Origin of the sequence: Paraburkholderia phenazinium (assembly GCF_900100735.1) — a bacterium.
In the GTDB taxonomy this organism is placed as follows: Bacteria; Pseudomonadota; Gammaproteobacteria; order Burkholderiales; family Burkholderiaceae; genus Paraburkholderia; species Paraburkholderia phenazinia.
In genome coordinates, this window is the sequence record NZ_FNCJ01000014.1 from 76,550 (window position 1) to 96,595 (window position 20,046).

The 20,046-nt window shown below is 65.2% G+C and carries 16 protein-coding genes; 9 read left to right on the forward strand and 7 right to left on the reverse strand.

Annotation, left to right across the window (positions count from 1 at the left end; translation table 11 throughout):
- Window positions 1-47 precede the first annotated feature (47 nt).
- From BLQ92_RS26670 to BLQ92_RS26685, 4 genes are all read left to right on the forward strand, one after another.
- The gene (locus BLQ92_RS26670) at window positions 48-1,490 is read left to right on the forward strand and encodes an MFS transporter (protein WP_090688729.1); all 1,443 of its coding nucleotides are present in this window, start codon (window positions 48-50) and stop codon (window positions 1,488-1,490) included.
- Between the two features lie 413 nt (window positions 1,491-1,903).
- The gene (locus BLQ92_RS26675) at window positions 1,904-2,500 is read left to right on the forward strand and encodes a DUF2760 domain-containing protein (RefSeq protein WP_090688731.1); all 597 of its coding nucleotides are present in this window, start codon (window positions 1,904-1,906) and stop codon (window positions 2,498-2,500) included.
- Entirely contained in the window at window positions 2,497-4,344 is a 1,848-nt protein-coding gene (locus tag BLQ92_RS26680; RefSeq protein ID WP_090688733.1) for an Hsp70 family protein, read from the forward strand. Before BLQ92_RS26675 ends, BLQ92_RS26680 begins: the two co-directional genes overlap by 4 nt.
- 5 nt (window positions 4,345-4,349) lie before the next feature.
- The gene (locus tag BLQ92_RS26685; RefSeq protein ID WP_090688735.1) at window positions 4,350-7,184 is read left to right on the forward strand and encodes an Hsp70 family protein; all 2,835 of its coding nucleotides are present in this window, start codon (window positions 4,350-4,352) and stop codon (window positions 7,182-7,184) included.
- A 64-nt stretch (window positions 7,185-7,248) separates the two neighbouring features.
- On the opposite strand, the gene BLQ92_RS26690 is transcribed toward BLQ92_RS26685, so the two are convergent.
- Both BLQ92_RS26690 and BLQ92_RS26695 read right to left on the reverse strand, forming a co-directional pair.
- Window positions 7,249-8,838 (reverse strand): methyl-accepting chemotaxis protein, encoded by a 1,590-nt coding sequence (locus BLQ92_RS26690; RefSeq protein WP_090688737.1) that lies wholly within the window; start codon window positions 8,836-8,838, stop codon window positions 7,249-7,251.
- Window positions 8,839-9,275: 437 nt separating this feature from the next.
- Window positions 9,276-10,220 (reverse strand): AraC family transcriptional regulator, encoded by a 945-nt coding sequence (locus BLQ92_RS26695; RefSeq protein ID WP_090689053.1) that lies wholly within the window; start codon window positions 10,218-10,220, stop codon window positions 9,276-9,278.
- 185 nt (window positions 10,221-10,405) lie between these two features.
- Here BLQ92_RS26695 and BLQ92_RS26700 point away from each other — a divergent pair, with 185 nt between their 5' ends.
- Together BLQ92_RS26700 and BLQ92_RS26705 are read left to right on the forward strand one after the other, a co-directional pair.
- Window positions 10,406-10,867 carry a (2Fe-2S)-binding protein gene (locus BLQ92_RS26700; RefSeq protein ID WP_090688741.1) on the forward strand — a complete coding sequence of 154 codons (462 nt, stop codon included), beginning with the start codon at window positions 10,406-10,408 and terminating at the stop codon, window positions 10,865-10,867.
- Window positions 10,868-10,869: 2 nt separating this feature from the next.
- Entirely contained in the window at window positions 10,870-13,080 is a 2,211-nt protein-coding gene (locus BLQ92_RS26705) for a xanthine dehydrogenase family protein molybdopterin-binding subunit (RefSeq protein WP_090688742.1), read from the forward strand.
- A 2-nt stretch (window positions 13,081-13,082) separates the two neighbouring features.
- Here the strand turns inward: BLQ92_RS26705 and BLQ92_RS26710 are convergent, their stop codons facing one another.
- From BLQ92_RS26710 to BLQ92_RS26720, 3 genes are all read right to left on the reverse strand, one after another.
- Window positions 13,083-14,222, reverse strand: coding sequence for a WD40/YVTN/BNR-like repeat-containing protein (locus BLQ92_RS26710; RefSeq protein WP_090688745.1), 1,140 nt, complete (start codon window positions 14,220-14,222; stop codon window positions 13,083-13,085).
- A 43-nt stretch (window positions 14,223-14,265) separates the two neighbouring features.
- Entirely contained in the window at window positions 14,266-14,535 is a 270-nt protein-coding gene (locus BLQ92_RS26715) for a MoaD/ThiS family protein (protein ID WP_090688747.1), read from the reverse strand.
- Between the two features lie 84 nt (window positions 14,536-14,619).
- Window positions 14,620-15,552: a 2-hydroxyacid dehydrogenase gene (locus BLQ92_RS26720; RefSeq protein WP_090688750.1), complete on the reverse strand. Its 933-nt coding sequence runs from the start codon at window positions 15,550-15,552 to the stop codon at window positions 14,620-14,622.
- A 202-nt stretch (window positions 15,553-15,754) separates the two neighbouring features.
- Here BLQ92_RS26720 and BLQ92_RS26725 point away from each other — a divergent pair, with 202 nt between their 5' ends.
- Together BLQ92_RS26725 and BLQ92_RS26730 are read left to right on the forward strand one after the other, a co-directional pair.
- Window positions 15,755-17,245, forward strand: coding sequence for a sensor domain-containing diguanylate cyclase (locus tag BLQ92_RS26725; RefSeq protein WP_090688753.1), 1,491 nt, complete (start codon window positions 15,755-15,757; stop codon window positions 17,243-17,245).
- Between the two features lie 97 nt (window positions 17,246-17,342).
- Window positions 17,343-18,062: a carbonic anhydrase gene (locus BLQ92_RS26730; RefSeq protein WP_090688756.1), complete on the forward strand. Its 720-nt coding sequence runs from the start codon at window positions 17,343-17,345 to the stop codon at window positions 18,060-18,062.
- Here BLQ92_RS26730 and BLQ92_RS26735 read toward each other — a convergent pair.
- Window positions 18,049-18,369: a VOC family protein gene (locus BLQ92_RS26735; protein ID WP_090688758.1), complete on the reverse strand. Its 321-nt coding sequence runs from the start codon at window positions 18,367-18,369 to the stop codon at window positions 18,049-18,051. The two genes, BLQ92_RS26730 and BLQ92_RS26735, sit on opposite strands and share 14 nt — an antisense overlap.
- 192 nt (window positions 18,370-18,561) lie before the next feature.
- On the opposite strand from BLQ92_RS26735, the gene BLQ92_RS26740 reads away from it, so the two are divergent.
- Window positions 18,562-18,903 carry a zinc ribbon domain-containing protein YjdM gene (locus tag BLQ92_RS26740; RefSeq protein WP_090688760.1) on the forward strand — a complete coding sequence of 114 codons (342 nt, stop codon included), beginning with the start codon at window positions 18,562-18,564 and terminating at the stop codon, window positions 18,901-18,903.
- 97 nt (window positions 18,904-19,000) lie between these two features.
- On the opposite strand, the gene BLQ92_RS26745 is transcribed toward BLQ92_RS26740, so the two are convergent.
- Window positions 19,001-19,969, reverse strand: a complete 969-nt coding sequence (locus BLQ92_RS26745) for an AraC family transcriptional regulator (RefSeq protein WP_090688763.1) — start codon at window positions 19,967-19,969, stop codon at window positions 19,001-19,003.
- Between the last annotated feature and the right edge of the window lie 77 nt (window positions 19,970-20,046).

Consider the following 20,046-nt stretch of genomic DNA (forward strand, 5'->3'; position numbering starts at 1 on the left):
ACCCCACCGGGTAATGAGGTCTTCGAACCATCCATTCAGAGGATGCCATGCCGAGCGCCGCTTCGCCCAGCGTTTTGTCCCCCGCCCGCCCCAGTGCCGCTGCGCGTCTCGAGCGCCTGCCGTTTTCCGGCTACCACCGGACCATCTTCATCATCATCGCCGCAGCGTTTTTCTTCGATTCGATCGACCTCGGCACGATGACCTTCGTGCTGGGTTCGATCAAGACCGAGTTCAAGCTCTCGAGTGCGATGGCCGGACTGGTTGCGAGCGCAAGCTTCTTCGGCATGGTGCTCGGCGCTGCGGTTGCCGGCCTGCTCGCCGACCGCTTCGGACGCCGTCCGGTGTTCCAGTGGAGCATGGTGTTGTGGGGTGTCGCCTCGTACCTGTGCTCGACTGCGCATTCGGTCGACGCGTTGATTTTCTATCGCGTGCTGCTCGGCATCGGCATGGGTATGGAGTTTCCGATTGCGCAGACCTTGCTCTCCGAGTTCGTGCCCGCGGCCTCGCGCGGCAGGCTCGTTGCGCTGATGGACGGGTTCTGGCCGCTCGGCTTCATCACGGCGGGCCTCGTGTCGTACTTCGTGCTGCCGCAGTTCGGCTGGCGCACGGTGTTCGCGCTGCTGGCGATTCCGGCCGTGTTCGTGCTGATCGTGCGCCGTGTCGTGCCCGAGTCGCCACGCTGGCTCGAACATCACGGCAAGCCGGTTGAGGCCGATGCCGTCCTTGCTCGCATTGAAGCCAAGGTGATGAAGTCGAACGGGCTCACGTGGCTGCCCGCGCCTTCGCTGCTGGCAGAGACCGCGCCAGCGAGCAAACACGGCGCTTTCCGCGAGATCTGGAGCGCCGCGTATCGCCAACGCACCATCATGGTCTGGCTGCTGTGGTTCTTCGCCTTGCTCGGCTTCTACGGCCTGACTTCATGGCTCGGTGCGCTGATGCAGCAGGCCGGTTTTGCGGTAACGAAATCGGTGCTGTACACCATGCTGATCTCGCTCGGCGGCGTGCCTGGCTTTCTCTGTGCGGCGTGGCTGGTCGAGCGCTGGGGCCGCAAGCCGACCTGTATCGTCTCGCTGGTCGGCGGCGGGATCATGGCGTTTCTCTACGGACAAACCGCGCTGCATGCGGACAGCGTCGGCTTGCTGATCTGCGCCGGGCTGCTGATGCAGTTCTTCCTGTTCGGCATGTGGGCGGTGCTCTATACCTACACGCCCGAGCTTTATGGCACCGGTGCACGCGCAACCGGTTCGGGATTTGCATCGGCAATCGGCCGGGTCGGTTCGCTGATCGGACCGTATGCGGTCGGGGTGGTGCTGCCGGTATTCGGCCAGGGCGGCGTCTTCACGCTCGGCGCGCTGTCGTTCGCGGTGGCCGCGCTCGCGGTGTGGGTGATGGGGATTGAAACGAAGGGACTGGCGCTCGAATCGCTCGCGTCGCACGAGGTACCCGAGGCTGCGCCGGGCTACCGGGTCGCGGTGGACGAAGCGCGCTGAGCGCTGCGGCTCCAGTTATCGGCTGAGGCCGTCCATGCTTCATGACTAATTTCCCGATCTTGACGCATGGCTGTACCGCCGCGCCCTCCACGCACCGCGATGCAGCCTCGCTCGACCTGTGCGGCGCTTTGCGCGCCTCATAAGCGCCCGGTCACCCTTCCTGCACGCCCCTCTGACAGCCCGCTTGCGGCCCCCGTTAGGCCTCGCGCCGCCCGAAAGGTAAAATACGCGATAAGGCCCGGATGGGCCGTGCCCAAACCGGGCCGCTAATCCAACCGATGCCGGACCCTGCCGATCCAGGAGACCGGTACGCGCATCGATGTCCGCAACCGTATAACCCGCGGCGACCCCGGTTCGATCCGGCGTTGCCCGAGGACAGCTCGTCCTTTAACAGAGCCCCTCAGGAGCCACACATGACCGACACGAACGTGTCTTTCCTCGGCCGGATTTCGCTGGCTGTCGGAACGTTCTTCAGCATTCTGGGCGACGGCGAGTTCGCCGCCCGCGTACAACGCCTGCGCAGCGGCGCGCCGGTCACGGCAACGCCTGCACCGGTGGCAGCACCCGTTGCAGCGCCCGCGCCTGCCCCGGCACCCGCGCCGCAACCGGCCGCCCCGGTGCTCAAGCAAGCGAGCCCGGACGCCGCGTTGCAACTGCTGGGCCTGCTGCAACGCGACGCGCGCTTTATCGACTTCATCGAAGAAGACGTGGCCGGCTACTCGGACGCCGACATCGGCGCCGCCGCCCGCGTCGTGCATGGCGGCTGCCGCACCGTGCTGCGCGAACACTTCACGATCCGCCCGGTGCGCGAGGAAGCTGAAGGCAGCCGCGTGACGCTGCCCGAAGGCTTCGATGCCACCGCCGTGCGCTTGACCGGCAACGTGGTCGGCAAGGCGCCGTTTACCGGCAGCCTGAGCCATCGCGGCTGGCGCGTCGACGAGGTGCGTCTGCCGAAGCTCGCTGCGAGCCACGACGCCTCGGTCATCGCAGCGGCTGAGGTGGAACTATGAGCGAGCCGCGTTATTCGATCGGCATCGACCTGGGCACGACTCATTGCGCTCTCTCGTATGTCGACCTCGCCGGCAGCGACGGCGAAAAGACCACGCTGGAAGTGCAGCCGATTACGCAGCTCACCGCACCGGCCACCATCGACAATCTGCCGCTGCTGCCGTCGTTCCTCTATCTGCCGCACGCAAGCGAACTCGCCCCGTTCGACCTCGGCTTGCCGTGGACCGGCGGGCGCGACTTCGCAGTCGGCGAAATGGCGCGCAGCCGCGGTGCGGCCACGCCGATCCGGCTCGTGTCGAGCGCCAAGAGCTGGCTGTGCCACCCCGGTGTCGATCGTCGCGCGGCAATTCTGCCTAACGATGCGCCGCCCGAAGTGACGCGCGTCTCGCCGCTCGAAACCTCGACTCGCTACCTCACGCATCTGCGCGAGGCGTGGGACCATGCGCATCCTGAGGCGCCCTTCGGCGAGCAGGAAATCACCGTCACGATTCCCGCCTCGTTCGATCCGGCCGCGCGCGAGCTGACGGCTGAAGCCGCGCAGAGCGCTGGTTACACCGGCATGACGCTGCTGGAAGAACCGCAGGCCGCGCTGTATAGCTGGATCCAGAAGAGCAACGGCCAGTGGCGCAAGCAGGTGCGAGTGGGCGACATCATCCTCGTCGTCGACGTGGGCGGCGGCACCACCGACCTGTCGCTGATCGCGGTCGTCGAGCGCGAGGGCAACCTCGAACTGCACCGCGTCGCCGTGGGCGAGCATATCCTGCTCGGCGGCGACAACATGGATCTGGCGCTCGCCCACGTGGTGGCCCGCAAGCTGGCCGCGCAAGGCACGCAAGCCGATCCGTGGCAACTGCGCGCGCTGACCTATGCATGCCGCGCCGCCAAGGAAACGCTGCTCACCGACGCCGCCGCCGATGCCGTGCCGCTCGTCGTCCCGAGCCGCGGCTCCAAGCTGATCGGCGGCTCGATCCGCACCGAACTCACGCGCGCCGAACTGACGCAGACCATCCTCGAAGGCTTCTTCCCGCAAGTGGACAGCGCTGCGCGTCCGGTGAGCCGCGCGCGGGTCGGCTTGACGCAACTGGGTCTGCCGTACGCCCAGGATGCGGCCGTGACGCGCCATCTGGCCGCCTTCCTCGGCCGTCAGGTGGGCGCGCTCGCCGAGCTCGAAGGCTTGCAAGGCACGCAGCCGGAAGGCGCGAGCTTCCTGCATCCCACCGCAGTACTGTTCAACGGCGGCGTATTCAAGTCGCCCTTGCTGGTCGAGCGCATCTTGCAGACGCTCAATGGCTGGCTCGCCGCGGAAGGCGCCGCGCCTGCGCGTCTGCTGGAAGGCGCGGATCTCGACCTCGCGGTGGCACGCGGCGCGGCCTACTACGGCTATGTGAAACGCGGCCAGGGCGTGCGGATTCGCGGCGGCCTTGCGCGCGCCTTCTATATCGCCGTCGAATCGTCCATGCCTGCCGTGCCCGGTCTCGAACCGCCGGTGCAGGCGCTGTGCGTGGCGCCGTTCGGCATGGAAGAAGGCACCGAGGCGGCACTGCCGGCCCAGGAGTTCGGCCTCGTGGTCGGCGAGCCGGTGCAATTCCGCTTCTTCGGTTCGTCGGTGCGGCGCCAGGATCAGGTCGGCACCTTGCTCGATTACTGGTCGCCTGAGGAATTGCAGGAACTGGAGGAAATCCAGGCCACCCTGCCGCCCGAAGGCCGCAGCCCCGGCGAGATCGTGCCGGTGAAGCTGCATGCGCGTGTCACCGAAGCCGGTACGCTGGAACTGGAAGCCATCCCGCGCGGCACCGGCGAGCGCTGGAAAGTCGAGTTCGACGTGCGCGGCAACGCCAACGCTTGAACGCGATGAAGCAGTACCTCGTCGGGATCGATCTTGGCACCAGCAACACGGTCGTCGCGTATGCCGAGGCGGGGTCGGAGGACATCCGCGTCTTCGAGATCGATCAGCTCGTCAGCCCCGGTGAGGTCGCCGCGCGGCCGCTCTTGCCCTCGGTGCGCTATCACGCGGCGCAGGGGGAACTGAGCGCGGGCGATCTGGCGTTGCCGTGGTCCTCGCCCGAGTCCCCGACTGGTTCCAGGCCGGAGCTCAGGTCCGCTCAGCAGCAGCTAGACGGTTCGCCCGCCGGCGAGCGGCCGGTTGTGATCGGCCGGCTCGCGCGCAGCCTCGGCGCTCAGGTGCCGGGCCGGCTAGTGGCGAGCGCCAAGAGCTGGCTCTCGCATGCCTCGGTGGATCGCACCGCGCCGATCCTGCCCTGGGGCGCGGGCGAGGACATCGACAAGGTGTCGCCGGTCACGGCTAGCGCCAGCTACCTGGCACATGTGCGCTCGGCGTGGAACCAGCGCTTCCCGCACGCGCCGCTCGAACAGCAGGACGTGGTGCTCACGGTGCCCGCCTCGTTCGACGACGGCGCTCGCGCGCTGACGCTCGAAGCGGCCCGCATGGCGAAGCTGCCCAAACTGCGGCTGCTGGAAGAGCCGCAAGCAGCCTTCTACGACTGGCTGTTTCAGCATCGCGGCTCGCTTGGCAGCGAACTCGCGAAGACGCGGCTCGTGCTGATCTGCGACGTCGGCGGCGGCACCACCGACTTCACCTTGATCAAGGTGCAGATGCAGGACGGTCAGCCGCAATTGACGCGCGTCGGCGTGGGCAACCATTTGATGCTCGGCGGCGACAACATGGACCTCGCCCTCGCGCATCTGGCCGAGAGCCGGCTGTCGACGCCGCAAGCGCGCCTGTCGGCGGCAAGCCTCTCGCAGCTCGTCGAGCGCTGCCGGGTGGCCAAAGAGCAACTGCTCGGCGCCAAGGCGCCTGACGCAGTGCCGATCACGCTGCTGGGCGCGGGCTCGAAGCTGATCGGCGGTGCGCGGACGACGGACATCACGCGTGAGGAAGTCGAGCAGATCATCGTCGACGGTTTTTTCCCGGCCGTTTCCGCCGATGCGCGGCCGGGCCGCCCGCGTGGCGCCATCGTCGAGTTTGGTCTGCCGTATGCGAGCGATCCGGCGATCACGCGGCACGTCGCCGCGTTTCTGAGCCGGCTGGCGGCGCAATCGCGCGATGCGCTCGGTTCGTCCGCTGCCGCTGACGACGATGCCCTGCCCGTGCCCGACACCCTGCTGCTCAACGGCGGCGTGTTTCGCGCCCGGGCGCTCAGCGAACGCCTCGCCAGCACACTGGGCGCTTGGCGCGGCACGCCTCTACATGTTCTGCACAACGACGATCCCGACGTCGCCGTGGCACGCGGCGCGGTGGCCTATGCGCTCGCGCGTGCCGGTCGCGCGCCGCGGATCGGCGGCGGTTCGCCACGCAGCTATTTCCTCGTGCTGGAAGAGGACGCGCAGACCCTGCGCGGCGTCTGCGTGCTGCCGCGCGGCACCGAAGAAGGCCGCGAGATTCATCTCGCGGACCGTACCTTCGCATTGCGGCTCGGGCAGCCGGTGCAATTTCATCTGGTGTCCTCTGTATCCGACACCCGCTGGCAAGCGGGCGAGCTAGCCGAGCTGGCTTTGGGCGAATTCGTGCGCCTGCCGCCCATCGCCACGGTCGTGGCGCCGCGCGAAGCCGGCCAGTCCACCGAAACGCCGGTGCAGCTCGCCGCCTCGCTCACCGAAGTGGGCACGCTGGAGGTGCACTGCATCGACGCCGCTCACGCTGGCGATGCCGCCCAACGCTGGCTGCTCGAATTCCAGTTGCGCCGCGGCGAGGCCAAGGTCACCGTATCCGGCGAAGCACCACATCCAGCGCTGCCCAAGGCGCTCGAACTGATCGATCGCAGCTTCGGTTCGCGCTCGCAGAAGGTCGACCCCAAAGAGGTCAAGCGCACCCGCGCCGAACTGGAGCAGATTCTCGGTCCGCGCGCGAACTGGAATAGCGCGTTGCTGCGCGAACTGTTCAACGCGCTGTGGGAACGCGCCAAGCGGCGCCGCCGTTCGGCGGACCACGAGCGCCTCTGGCTCAACCTCGCCGGTTACTGCGTGCGCCCAGGCTTCGGTTATCCGCTCGATGAATGGCGCGTCGAGCAACTGTGGACGCTCTTCGACGACGGCATTCAGTACATCAACGACAGCCAGGTCTGGTCGGAATGGTGGACGCTATGGCGGCGCGCGGCGGGCGGCCTGGGCGAACGCGAGCAGCTCGATGTGCTCGACGCGGTGGCCTTCATGCAGTCCGCCGCCGCCTCGCGCAGCAAGCTGCCGTTCGATCCCGCGAAATCAGGCTATGCCGACATGGTGCGCCTTGAAGCGTCGCTCGAACGCGTGCCGGCCGAGCGCAAGGTCGAACTCGGCGAGCGGCTGATCGAGCGGCTCAGGAAGCCTGCCGAGAACCACCAGGGCTGGTGGGCGGTGGGACGCATCGGTGCGCGCCGGCCCTTCTATGGCAGCGCACACAGCGTGGTGCCGCCCGAGGTGGCGACGCAGTGGCTCGAGACGATTCTGGCGCTCGACTGGAAGAAGGTCGAGCCGGCCGCGTTTGCCGCCGTGCAGATTGCGCGAATGGCCGGTGACCGCTCGCGCGACCTCGCCGAGGAGGTGCGCGCGAGCGTCGTCAAGCGGCTGGAATCCGCGCATGCGCCGGCCAACTGGATCAGGATGGTCCGCGAGGCCGTCGAACTGGACGAGGCCGACGAGGGCCGCGTATTCGGCGAATCGCTGCCGCCGGGGCTCAAGCTAATCGGTTGAGCGTTGGTGCAGCGTGGCTTGAGCGTCGGTTGAACATCAAGCCGCCCGATACGTGCCCGCTTGATCAGGCGTGAAACCCGCTCGCCCCATCGAGCTTGAAAAACGCAATCGCCTCATTCAACTGGTGCCCCTGTCCCTCCAGCGATTTCGACGCCGCAGCCGCCTGCTCGACCAGGGCCGCGTTCTGCTGCGTCACCGAGTCCATCTGCGCGATCGCCTGATTGACCAGCTCGATCCCGCGGCTCTGCTCCGTCGACGCGGCCGCAATCTCGCCCATGATGTCGGTGACGCGCGCCACCGCCTGGGTGACCTCCGACATCGTCTTGCCCGCTTCGGTAGCACGCTCCGAGCCGCCCTGAATCTTCGCCACCGATTCGCCGATCAGGTCCTTGATCTCCTTGGCCGCACTCGACGAACGTTGCGCGAGACTGCGCACTTCGCTCGCCACCACCGCGAAGCCGCGTCCCTGCTCGCCCGCGCGAGCGGCTTCGACCGCGGCGTTGAGTGCGAGGATGTTGGTCTGGAACGCAATGCCTTCGATGATGCTGGTGATATCCGCAATCTTGGTCGAGCTGGTGCTGATCTCGCCCATGGTCTGCACGACCTGGCTCACCACGTGATTGCCCTTCACAGCCACGTCCGAAGCATTCGCCGACAGCACGCTCGCCTGCTGCGAGTTTTCGGCGTTCTGCTTGACCGTCGAGGTGAGCTCTTCCATGCTCGAAGCGGTTTCCTGCAATGACGAGGCTTGCTGTTCGGTGCGCGAAGACAGGTCGAGATTGCCCGAGGCGATCTGGCTGGAGCCTGTGGCGATGCTGTCCGCCGCTGTCCGCACGCGCCCGATCAGCTCGACGAGACTCGCCTGCATGCGGCCCATCGACGACAGCACGCTGCCCTCAGGGGCCTGCGCGGCGCCCGTGACGGCACGCAGGTCGCCGCCAGCGACGCGCTGCGCGAGCTCGCTAAGCACGCCCGGCTCGGCGCCCAGCGAGCGGATCAGGCCGCGGGCGATCAGCAATCCCAGCAGCAACGAAAGCCCAATCGCCACGACACAGGTGCCGATCAGGATGGCGCGCTGCAGCGCGTATTGTTCGGCGGCAGCTTCGACCATTTGCTCCGCACGGGTGCGAGCGTAGGCCTGGTAGGTGTCAGTGGCCTTGATCAATGCGGCAAGCAGCGGCCGGCAATCGCTATCGATCTTCGCCACGGCTTCGTCGCGCTTGTTGGCAACGGCCAGCGCGACGATGGCCTGCGCCACCGGCGTGTAGTCGCCCTCGATCCGGTTGATCTCCTTCACCATGTCGCGCCCCTGCTCGCTGACGTCGCTGCCCGACGCGAGCAACTGGTTGAGTTTCGCGAGGTTGGTCTGGACATCTTGCTGCGCCTGCGCCTCGGCATCCTTCTCCGCCTGGAAGTCGTCCGGCCGCGTCACCAGCGCCATGTTGCGGGCGGCGATCGCACGCCGGTCGACCGCGGTTCTCACCTGCTGGGTCATGTTGGCTCGCGCGTCGATCCCGGACACATAACCGGAGAAACGCGCATTGGCGTCGCTCAGCGCCTTCACCGACATCCCCGCCACCACCATCACCACTATTGTCAGTGTCCCAAAAGCGCTGTACAGCTTGGCTTTTACGGACATAGTTTTAATGTTCATCGCTTTCCGCTCCCTTCGCTCGAGTCGAGAAAAATAGTTCGTTGTTTGTCACCTCTCTCTCATCTTCCGACGGCCCAGGTCGGCTGTGGCATGGCTCGCCATCTATCCGCTTTAACGGCAGGGGTGCGACTTTCATTAGTTACGCAAAGGTTTGCGCGTCATTTATTTTTTGTGATCTGCCTATTTGATCTGGATTTAACATTTCGACAGACAAATAATCCACCGCAGATCCAGGGTTTCCCCGGTCTGTCAAGCTGGCTGGGCGTCTTCGCGAGTCGGTCGGATTTACCTTTTGACCCCGGCAAACTGAATCAATGTCTTTTCACTGACACAGTCATTTAACAATTCTTATAGAAATTACCGGCGGTAAGTAGAAGTAATGAAATCCGTCAATATTTTTTTATTTATCTGATGATTTCCGCCTAAGCGGGCAAACCCTATTCTCCAAACCCCACCCCGTTGCGGCGCCTTAACTGCGCCACATCGCGAAGTGGCGGCGCCCCGAACAGCCGGCTATATTCGCGGCTGAACTGGGAAGGGCTGTCATACCCGACCCTGGTCGCCACCGAGCCGACATCCCCGTTGTGTCCGAGTAACAATCTGCGCGCCTCGTGCAGCCGTAGTTGCTTCTGATACTGCAGCGGACTCAGCGTCGTGACGTGCTTGAAGTGATGATGGAGCGACGACACGCTCATGTTTACCTCCTGCGCCAGCATCTCTACCCGCAACAGCTCGGTGTAGTGATTCTGGATCCACTCGATCGCCCGCGCGATCCGGTACGTCTGGCTCCCGTTCACGGCGATGTGCCGCAAGCGTTTGCCCTGCCCGCTTGTCATCAGCCGGTAGAGCAATTCCTTCTCGATGAGCGGCGCGAGAACAGGGATGTCACCCGGAGTATCGAGCAATCGCACGAGCCGCAGCGCTGCGTCGAAAACCGGCGCCGACAGCGAGCCCACAGCGATGCCTTCACCCGCCGACACGGCACCCGGTTCCGGCAAATGCAGTTGCGTTGCCATTTCGACAATGCGCTGTGGATCAAGCGTGAGCTTCACGCATAGATAAGGCGCGTCGGACGATGCCCGCGTCACCTGCGAGGTCATCGGCAAGTCGACCGACGTCACGAGGCAATGCAGATGATCGTAGTCGTAAGCCTGCCCCGCAACCACGACCCGCTTGGCGCCTTGCGCCGCGAACACGAACGCGGAGCTGGTCACGCCGCAGCCGAGATCGGCGGGCGCCGAGTATCGGTAGAACGTCAGCGAGGCAATCGCCGTCTGATGTGCGCCGTCCACTGGCGCGAAGCGGCTGACGAGCGCGGCGAGTTCGCGGCGTGCCGTTTCGCGGGACGCCGCAGGATCGAGCCATGAGGAATTCTGTTTCATGCGCATTGAACTCCGTTGATGGAATCGAGCATACCCATCTGCCAACGGGCTGCCACCGCGGGCGCGTTCGATTTGCAGCATTGTTCAATATTTTTGCAGGATTGTGTAAGCGCAACGACCGGCGCTCGGTCACACTGCCGCGTACACCCGGCGCCAAGTTCGGGATTTCCTCACGGAGAGGTTCCATGTCTACATCGTTTGTCCTCAACGGCAAGAACGTTACGGTCGATGCCGATCCCACTACCCCGCTCCTTTGGGCGATCCGCGAGAACGCGGGCCTGCACGGCACGAAGTTCGGCTGCGGCATGGCGCAATGTGGCGCCTGCACGGTTCATCTGGAAGGCGAAGCCACCCGTTCGTGCGTGCTGCCGCTCGCCGCCGTCGCGGGCAAACGCATCACGACCATCGAAGGCATCGAAAGCCGGCCCGCCAAAGCCATTCAGGCCGCATGGGTCAAGTTGCAGGTCCCGCAGTGCGGCTACTGTCAGTCTGGACAGATCATGTCCGCGACCGCCCTGCTCGAACAGAATCCCACCCCCACCGACGCCGATATCGACACCGCGATGAACGGCAATCTCTGCCGCTGTGCGACCTATCTCCGCATTCGCGCGGCCATCCACGAAGCTGCTGCCACCCTGAAGGCCTGACCATGACGACCGATCTCGATCTCACGAATGCGGTATGTCCATCCCGCCGGACCTTCCTGAAAGCAGCCGGCGCCGTCGCGGCAGTCGGCCTTACCGTCGGCTTCGAGTGGGTGGGCACGGGGCGCCGCGCGCTCGCTGCTACGCTGCCCGAGGCGAGCTTCGCGCCTAATGCATTCCTGCGCGTCGCGCCCGACAACAGCGTCACGGTCATCGCCAAGCACGTGGAGATGGGCCAGGGTGCGTACACCGGCATTGCGACGATCGTCGCCGAGGAGCTGGATGCGAACTGGCAGGATGTGCGTGTCGAAAGCGCGCCAGCCGATGCGAAGCGCTACGCGAATCTCGCCTTCGGCACGATCCAGGGCACGGGCGGCAGCTCAGCTATGGCCAACTCGTGGATGCAGTTGCGCGAAGCCGGTGCGAAAGCCCGCGCGATGCTGATCTCCGCCGCCGCCGCGCAGTGGCAGGTGCCCGCCGCCGACTTGACGACGCGCGACGGCAGCGTCCACCACGCGGCGACGAACCGGAGCGCGACCTACGGCGCGCTGGCGTCGGCCGCAGCCCGGTTGCCGGTGCCGGACAAGGTCACGCTCAAGTCGCCGAAGGATTTTCGCTTGATCGGCCATCAGCTGCCGCGCGTCGACGTGCCGGCGAAAACCGACGGTACCGCGCAGTTCACGCTCGACGTGACGTTTCCCGGCATGCTGGTCGCGCTACTGCAGCGTCCGCCGCTGTTCGGCGCGACGGTCAAGTCGTTCGATGCGTCCGCCTCGAAAGCGGTGCCGGGCGTCGTCTCGGTCGTGCAGGTGCCGGGCGGAGTTGCAGTGGTTGCCAATGGCTTCTGGGCAGCGAAACAGGGGCGCGACGCGCTAAAGGTCGACTGGGACGATTCGAAGGCCGAAAAGCGCAGCTCGGACGCGATCATGGCTGAATACCGGCAGCTCGCCGAGCAGCCCGGCCTGTCCGCCCGGAAAGACGGCGATGCGACGCAGGCGCTCGCGGGCGCGGCGAAGAAAATCTCCGCCACTTATGCGTTTCCGTATCTGGCCCATGCGCCGATGGAACCGCTCGACGCGGTTGTCAAACTGACACCCGGCAGTTGCGAAATCTGGGCCGGCGACCAGTTCCAGACGATCGACCAGGCCAACGCCGCACACACGGCAGGGCTCGATCCGCAGCAGGTGAAGATTCACACGCTGTACGCGGGTGGCAGCTTCGGCAGGCGCGCGAACACCCGCTCGGACTATATCGTCGAGGCCGTGTCGATCGCGAAAGCGCTTGGCGCGAACGGCATGCCCGTCAAGCTTCAATGGACCCGCGAGGACGACATCCACGGCGGCCTCTACCGCCCGATGTACTTCCACAAGCTGGATGCGGGACTGACTGCCGACGGCAAGCTCGTCGGCTGGCGGCATCGGATCGTCGGCCAGTCGATCCTCGGCGGCACGCCGTTCGCGAGCGTCATGGTCAAGAACGGGATCGACTCGACCTCCGTCGAAGGTGCCGCGAACATGGCCTACGCGATTCCGAACATCTCAGTCGAATTGACGACCACGCAGACCGGTGTCCCGGTGCTGTGGTGGCGGGTCGTCGGCAGTTCGCACACGGCGTTTGCGGTCGAGGCGTTCATCGACGAAGCCGCGCACGCCGCGGGCAAGGACCCGTTCGTGTTCCGCCGCGACCTGCTCGCCCACGAACCGCGCATGCGCGCCGTGCTCGAACTCGCTGCCCAGAAAGCGGACTGGGATCCGGCCAAACCGCTGCCGGCAGGCCGCGGGCGCGGCATCGCGGTCGCCGAGGCGTTCAGCACCTTCGTGGCCCAGGTCGCGGAAGTCTCCGTCGACAAGGACGGCAACGTGAAAGTGGAGCGCGTCGTCTGCGCCGTCGATTGCGGCACACCGATCAATCCCGACATCATCGCGGCGCAAATGGAAGGCGGCATCGGTTTCGGCCTCGGCGCGGCGTTGCACAGCGCGATCACGCTAAAGGACGGCAAGGTCGAGCAGAACAATTTCGACACGTACCAGGTGCTGCGGATGGCCGAAATGCCGAAGGTCGAAGTTCACATCGTGCAGTCCGGCGAAGCGCCGACCGGGGTCGGCGAGCCGGGTGTCGCGCCGGTCGGGCCGGCGGTCGCAAACGCGATTTTCGCGGCTACTGGCAAACGGCTTCATAGCTTGCCGTTTCCGGCCGCTGGGGAGAAGAGCGCCTGACTTCACCCAAACCGGACACAATAAACCGGCGGCAAATGCGCTGAAATCAATCGCCAGCTCTCGCCGCCATCGTCGGATGTCCATAGCGCGCCGGTGGTCGACCCCATCGCCAGGCGCGTGCCGGTGTCGTCTACCGCCAGTCCGTGCCGATACACGAGGTCATACGCCGGTGCCGGCGGCAACCCCTTCGAGAATCGCTCGAAGGTGCGGCCGCCGTCACGGGTGCGCGTGACGACGAACTGGCCGTCCACCGGGACCCGGTACTGGTCCTTCACGGCGGGGACGAACCATGCCGTGTCCGGCTCGTGCGGATGGACGGCAACCGCGAAGCCGAAGCTCGATGGTTGCGCTTCGATCCGCTGCCAGTTGGCCGAGCCGTCGGTCGAACGGAAGATTGCGCAGTGATGCTGTGTCCACAGCACATCCGGGTTTGCCATGCATTGCACAACGCGATGCGGATCTTGCGCGTTGGGTTCGCCGCGCCGTTCAGGCGGCATGTAGTCGGCCTCCATGCCCTCGGCACTCAGCAGCCAGGTCGCGCCGCCGTCAGCGGTTTGCCAGACACCGCCGCACGACACGCCGACCGTCACGTGCTGGCTGTTGCGTGGATCGACCAACACGGAGTGGATCCCCGGCGAGTCGTAGCCGCCCCCGGCCCATTCGAGGCGCTCCGGTCGATCCCACAGCGCGCGGTTGAGCTCCCATGTGTCGCCACCATCGCCGGAGCGGAACAGTCCGCCGGGAATCGTGCCGGCCCACAGGACGCCCGGTTCGTCCGGGCCGCCGGTTTCAAGCGACCAGATTTGTTCAAGCGTCCAGGCAGGAGTGGGCGCGGTGGCGCTCGCGGTGTTCGCACTCGTGTTCGCGCTGTCTGCGGTATGCGCCTCGTCGGCAGGCTGCGGCGGGTAGACCGGGACCGCGCACTCCTCCCACTCCGCGATGCCCGCGCGCTGGCGATGCAGCTTCACGCCGAAGTGGCCGAGATTAAGCGCCGCGTATAACGATCCGTCACGCGGATCCGGCAGCACCATGCTCACCGGTTCACCGACGAAACAGGGCTCGCCGAGCGTCCAGACGCCCTCGCCCTCCCTATGCAGAACGAACAGCCCCTTGCGGGTTGCAACAAGCAATCGATTGCTCATGCCGAGTGTCTCCTGTCCTATGCAAAGCACAGATGGAACCCTATTATCCGCCCGTCAGCGCCTGTATCACGTGGACGCGACTTTCCTCGGCCAGCCCGTCGGACAGATGTTGCCGGTCGCGCACCGGCCGGCCGTCCACGAACACGGCGAGATGCTTTCGCAGTGAGCCCTGATCGTCGAGGATATAGCCGCGCAGTCGAGGTTGCGTGGCAAATACAGCTTCGAGCGCTTCGCCGACCGTGTGCGCGTCGATTTCGCGCTCAGGCGTCGCGATATGCCGCTGAATCGAAGCTGCGAAGAAGATGTGCGCCATGACGGGACCACTGAACGGGAATGGCTGGGTTCGTTGGTGCTGTAGTTTAGGCGTTTCGCGATCGAAGGGGCACGCTCAACCCGCTCAGATCGGCGTCAATACCTTCTCGCCGGCGAAATGCCGGGCGGCATTGGCCAGGAAGTTCTGCACCGATGCAGTGATCGCCTCCGGCGAGCGGCCGCCCACATGCGGCGTCAGCACGACGTTGTGAAGCTCGAGCAAGGCCTCGGGCGGATGCGGCTCGCCCTCGTAGACGTCGAGTCCCGCTCCGGCAATGGTACCCGCCCTTAAAGCGCCAGCGAGCGCCGCCGTATCCACGACACTGCCGCGCGAGACGTTCACGACGAAACCGTCCGGCCCCAACGCCTCGAGCACCGTCTGATCGACGAGATGCCGCGTGCCGGCGCCGCCCGGTGTGCAGACCACCAGAAAATCGCACCACTCGGCAAGCGCCGTGACGCTCTCGAAGTAACGGATCGGCTCGCCTTCGCGCGGCTTGCGGTTGTGATAGCCCAGCTGCATGTCGAACCCCGCGCCGCGGCGCGCCACCTTCTGGCCGATGTTGCCCAGCCCGAGAATGCCGAGACGCTTGCCCGATACGTTGGGGCGCATCGGCAGCGTGTCGCGCCAGATACCCTGACGGGTCGCCGCATCGAGTTGCACGACGTCACGCACCACCGCGAGCAGCAACGCGAAGGCATGATCGGCTACGCAGTGGTCGTTGGTCCCCGCTCCGTTGACGAGCACGATGTTGCGGGAACGCGCATGGTCGAGTGCAAGGTTCTCGTAACCAGCGCCCAGCGCGCTGACCAGTTCGAGCTGCGGCATCTGATCGATTTCGGCCGCTTGCAGGCCGGTGGTCCCGTTGGTCAGCACCGCGCGCACCCTGGAGCCGTGTGAGCCGATCGCGGCAGCGCGTGCCGCAGGATCGGGGGCGTAGATGACGTCGTAGGCTCCCTCGATGCTCGCGCGGCTTTCTTCCTTCAAGGCAATCAGAACCAGCAGGCAAGGTTTCATGGGTTGGACGCGTTAGGGGGGCAGGAATCTGCGGCACGGAAAGTGTAACAAGACTGCCGGAGCGGTGCAGACGGGCTCCGGCCGGCGCTGAGGAAAGCGCCAGCCGGCTCAAGTTCGCCCCTGGCCTGCCGCAATCCTTATTGAAGCTGCTCCACAAGCCAAGGCGTCTTAGAATAGCCGCACTCTCGTTTACGGATTCGTCATGCTGGATACCCTTAGCGCGCCCGACAAACCTCGCAACGAAGCCCCCTCCAGCGACGACTCGCAGATGTTCGAGCTCGCCCCCGTTTCGCTGTGGCTCGAAGACTTTAGCGGTGTGCGGGCGCTATTCGATACCTGGCGCGCCGAAGGTGTGACCGATCTGCGCGCGCATTTCAGGGATCATCCCGAGCGGGTCGCCGAATGCGCGCACAGCATCGGGGTCATCAAGGTCAACCGCAAGACCCTGACGCTATTCGAGGCGGATAGTCTCGCCACGCTGACCGCCAATCTCGGCGCCGTGTTCCGCGACGACATGCTGATTACGCACCTCGAGGAACTCTGCCAGCTGTGGTCCGGCCAGAGCAGCTTCATGAGCCAGACGGTCAATTACACGCTCGGCGGGCGGCGGCTCGACGTCCTTCTCAAGGGCGCCGTGCTGCCGGGACACGAAGCGCGCTGGGACCGGGTGCTGGTGTCGCTGGAAGACGTGACCGAACTGGAAGGCGCGCGGCATCGCCTCGCCCACGCCGAAGCCTATGCGCGCGGCCTGTTCGAAGACTCGCCGGTGTCGCTGTGGGTCGAGGATTTCAGCGCGGTCAAACGCCTGCTGAACGACGCAAGAGCCGCCGGCATCGTGGATTTCCGCACCTTTACCGACGTGCACCCCGAGTTCGTCGAGCGCTGCATGCAGGAAATTCACGTCCTCGACGTCAACCGCCACACGCTCGACATGTTTGCGGCGCCGAACAAGCCAACGCTGCTGGCGCGCTTGCCCGAAGTGTTCCGCGACGACATGCGGCCGCATTTCCGCGAGCAGCTCATCGATCTATGGGACGGCAAACTGTTCCAGCAACGCGAAGTCCTCAATTACTCGCTGGACGGCAGCGAGGTGCACGTCCATCTGCAGTTTTCCGTGCTGCCGGAACATGAGCGCGATTGGGACCTGGTGCTGGTGGCGCTCACCGATATCACAGCGCGCAAGAAAGCCGAGGCCTACCTGGAGTTTCTCGGCAAGCACGACGTGCTGACCAAGCTGCGCAACCGCTCGTTCTACGTCGACGAGCTGAACCGCCTCGAACGCAAAGGCCCGTACCCGGTCACCGTCATCATGGCGGACCTGAACGGCCTGAAACGCATCAACGACCAGCTCGGCCATGCCGCAGGCGATGCGCTCTTGCGGCGCGCCGGCGAAGTGCTGGCCAAGGCGATGGAGTCGCCGTTTCACGCCGCGCGCATCGGCGGCGACGAATTCGCGATCCTGATGCCCAGCACCGACGAGCGCGGCGGCGCGGCGATGATCGAGACGATCCGCCAACTGGTCGAACTCAACAATCAGTTCTACCCTGGTTCGCTGCTGAGTTTTTCGATGGCCGCAGCGACCTGTCAGCAGGGCGAACGGCTCGAAGCCGCCGTGCAACGGGCCGACCTGCTCATGTACGAAGAAAAGCGCGCACACTACGCGAACCAGGGGCCGGCTGGCCTGAACGACTGACACCTGGCTGGCCGGGTGGGCTCGCGCGACGGCTCATCCGCGCTCTGGTTCCCTGCGTCGCGTGAACAACGTAATCCTTCCCGCAAGGAGACGAATCATGTGCGCCCCTCTTCTGCCGTCCGCGGCACGCCGCCAGTTGTTGCTGGCGGGTGCTGCGTCGCTGACACTGGCTCGCTTCGCGACGGGCGAAGCGGATGCCGCCGAACCCGCCGACGCCAATGCCCCGAACGCGATTGCCCCAGCCGAGGCGCTCACGCGTCTGATGGACGGTAATGCGCGCTACGTGGCCAATGCGCCAGCCAACAAGGACTACTCGGCAGGCCGTGCGAGCCGCGTCACAGCGCAGTATCCGATCGCCGCAATCGTAGGTTGTGCGGACTCGCGTGTCTCCCCGGAACTGGCCTTCGATCAGGAGCCGGGCAATCTCTTCGTGGTGCGAGTGGCCGGCAACTTCGTCAATGAGGACGGACTCGCGAGTCTCGAGTACGGCGTGAAGTTTCTGCAGGTGCCGCTCATCGTGGTGCTCGGCCATACCAACTGCGGGGCGGTCAGCGCCACCGTCGACGCGATTCAGAAAGGCGTCGTGCTGCCCGGTCATCTGCCCGACCTGGTGCGCTCGATCAAGCCCGCGGTGGCGATCGCCCAATTGCACGGCGATGCCGACCTGAAAGCCAGCGCGACCGTCGAAAACGTGCGGCTCAATGCCAATCGCCTGAGCGTATCGAAGCCGATCATCGGCGGCTATGTGAAGGAGGGCAAAGTAAAAGTGGTCGGCGGCATTTACGATCTGGCCACCGGCAAGGTCAATCTGTTGTGAGCACCGCCTTGCCATAGCTGCTGACGATCCGACGGTGCTGTTCCTGCACCGGGAACAGCTCCCATTCGAGACCGTTGACGTCCACGCTGCTGGAATAGCCTTGCGCGCTATCGTCCTCGAAACCGACATGCCGGAGCTGCCCCGCTTTCTCCGGCGTCTCGTTGATGGAGAAATTGAGCAGATCGGTGCGCCACATCGCATAGAGGCCGGGCACGACCGCGCTGGGCGGCTGGCCGAGACGCTCGCTATAGTCGGCAATCGATGCGGTGAGATCGGCAACGGCAAGAGCAATGTGGAAGCGCTTCATGTTTCGTGTCTCCAGGCAGGGTGAGTCGCACCATCCTAGTCGTGTGCTTAAAGGCTAACCAGTTGCGCAGTCATCCCGGTATCGGCGTTACCGGTCTTGCGCTGAATCATGCGAACGCATCGCGCAACCGGCACGGCTGCAAGCGTCCGCTATACTCGCGGACCCCGCGTTCACCGCTTTCTGGAAGAAATCATGTCTGCCGTCCCCGCCTGCCCTCAATGCGCCATGGAAAATACCTACCCGGACGGCGAGCAGTACATCTGCCCCGATTGCGGACATGAGTGGCCAATGGTGGCCGCGGCACCAGCCGATGACGCCGACAACGCGGTGGTCAAGGACGCCAATGGCAACGTACTCGCCGACGGCGATGCCGTAGTGCTGATCAAAGACCTGAAAGTCAAAGGCTCGTCGATCACCCTTAAGATGGGCACCAAGGTCAAAAGCATTCGCCTCGTGGGCGGAGATCACGAGGTGGACTGCAAGATGGATGCGGGTAACTTCATGCTGAAGGCCTGCTATCTTCGCAAGGCATAAAGGTTAGGCGAGGCCCCAAGCACGGGCCAGCTGCCACGCCATCCCGCAGCCACTCCGTGCGAGCCGTTTCTACCCAAACCGCATCGCCGCAGCGCCTTCAAACCGCGGTCACATACTTCGGCGCTAGCGGCACGACGCGCGGCGGCGCTGGATCGAACGCCGCGCGCATGCGCTTGACTTCGTCCACGGGACTCAGCCCGAACAGCCGCTTGAACTCGCGGCTGAACTGCGACGCGCTCTCATAACCGACCCGCGCCGCCGCCGCGCCCGCATTCAAACCGTCCTGCACCATCAGAAGCCGCGCATGATGCAGCCGGGTGGTCTTCACGTATTGCATCGGCGAGGTCGACGTCACGCCCTTGAACTGCGAGTGAAACACCGCGAGGCTCATCCCAGCCTCGCGCGCGAGCGTATCCACGTCGAGGTCGCCCTGATAATCCGCATGAATGCGCCGCAATGCCTTGGCAATGCGGCCGAAGTGATGCTGATGCGTGAGCGCCGCGCGAATCGCATCGCCCTGCTCGCCGGTCAGCACGCGATAGCAGATCTCGCGCATGATGCCCGGCGCGAGAATCTTCGCATCGAGCGGCGAAGCCAGTGCCTCGAGCAGGCGCTGCACCGCACTGCTCATGACCGGATCCAGCGGCGTGGAATAAATGCCGCGTGGCTCGGTATGCGCGGCGCCATGAGTTTCGTTCAGGGCCATCAGCAACTCCGCGACCACCGTCAGGTCGACCTGCACCGAGATGCCCAGAAACGGCTCTTCCTCGCTTGCCTCGGTTTCGCACTCGAACGGCAGCGGCACCGACAACACCAGATACTGCTGCGCGTCGTACAGGTAAGTCTGCTCGCCCAGATAACCGCGCTTGCGGCCCTGGCAAACAATCACGATGCTCGGCTCGTAGAGCACCGGCCTGCGCGGCATAGGCCGGCTCGCACGCATGAGCTTGACGCCCTCCAGACACGACGGCGTAAAGCCTTCGGACGGCGCAAGAATGTCGAACAGTTCGACCATGTGCTGCTGAGCCACACTGATGGGGGGACGGGGTGAATGAGTCGTTTGCATGACAATGCCTATCGGTGCGGCAGAGAATAAGGCTTGAAATTTAGCATCAAACGGCCTATAGCGCTCATACCCAGGAG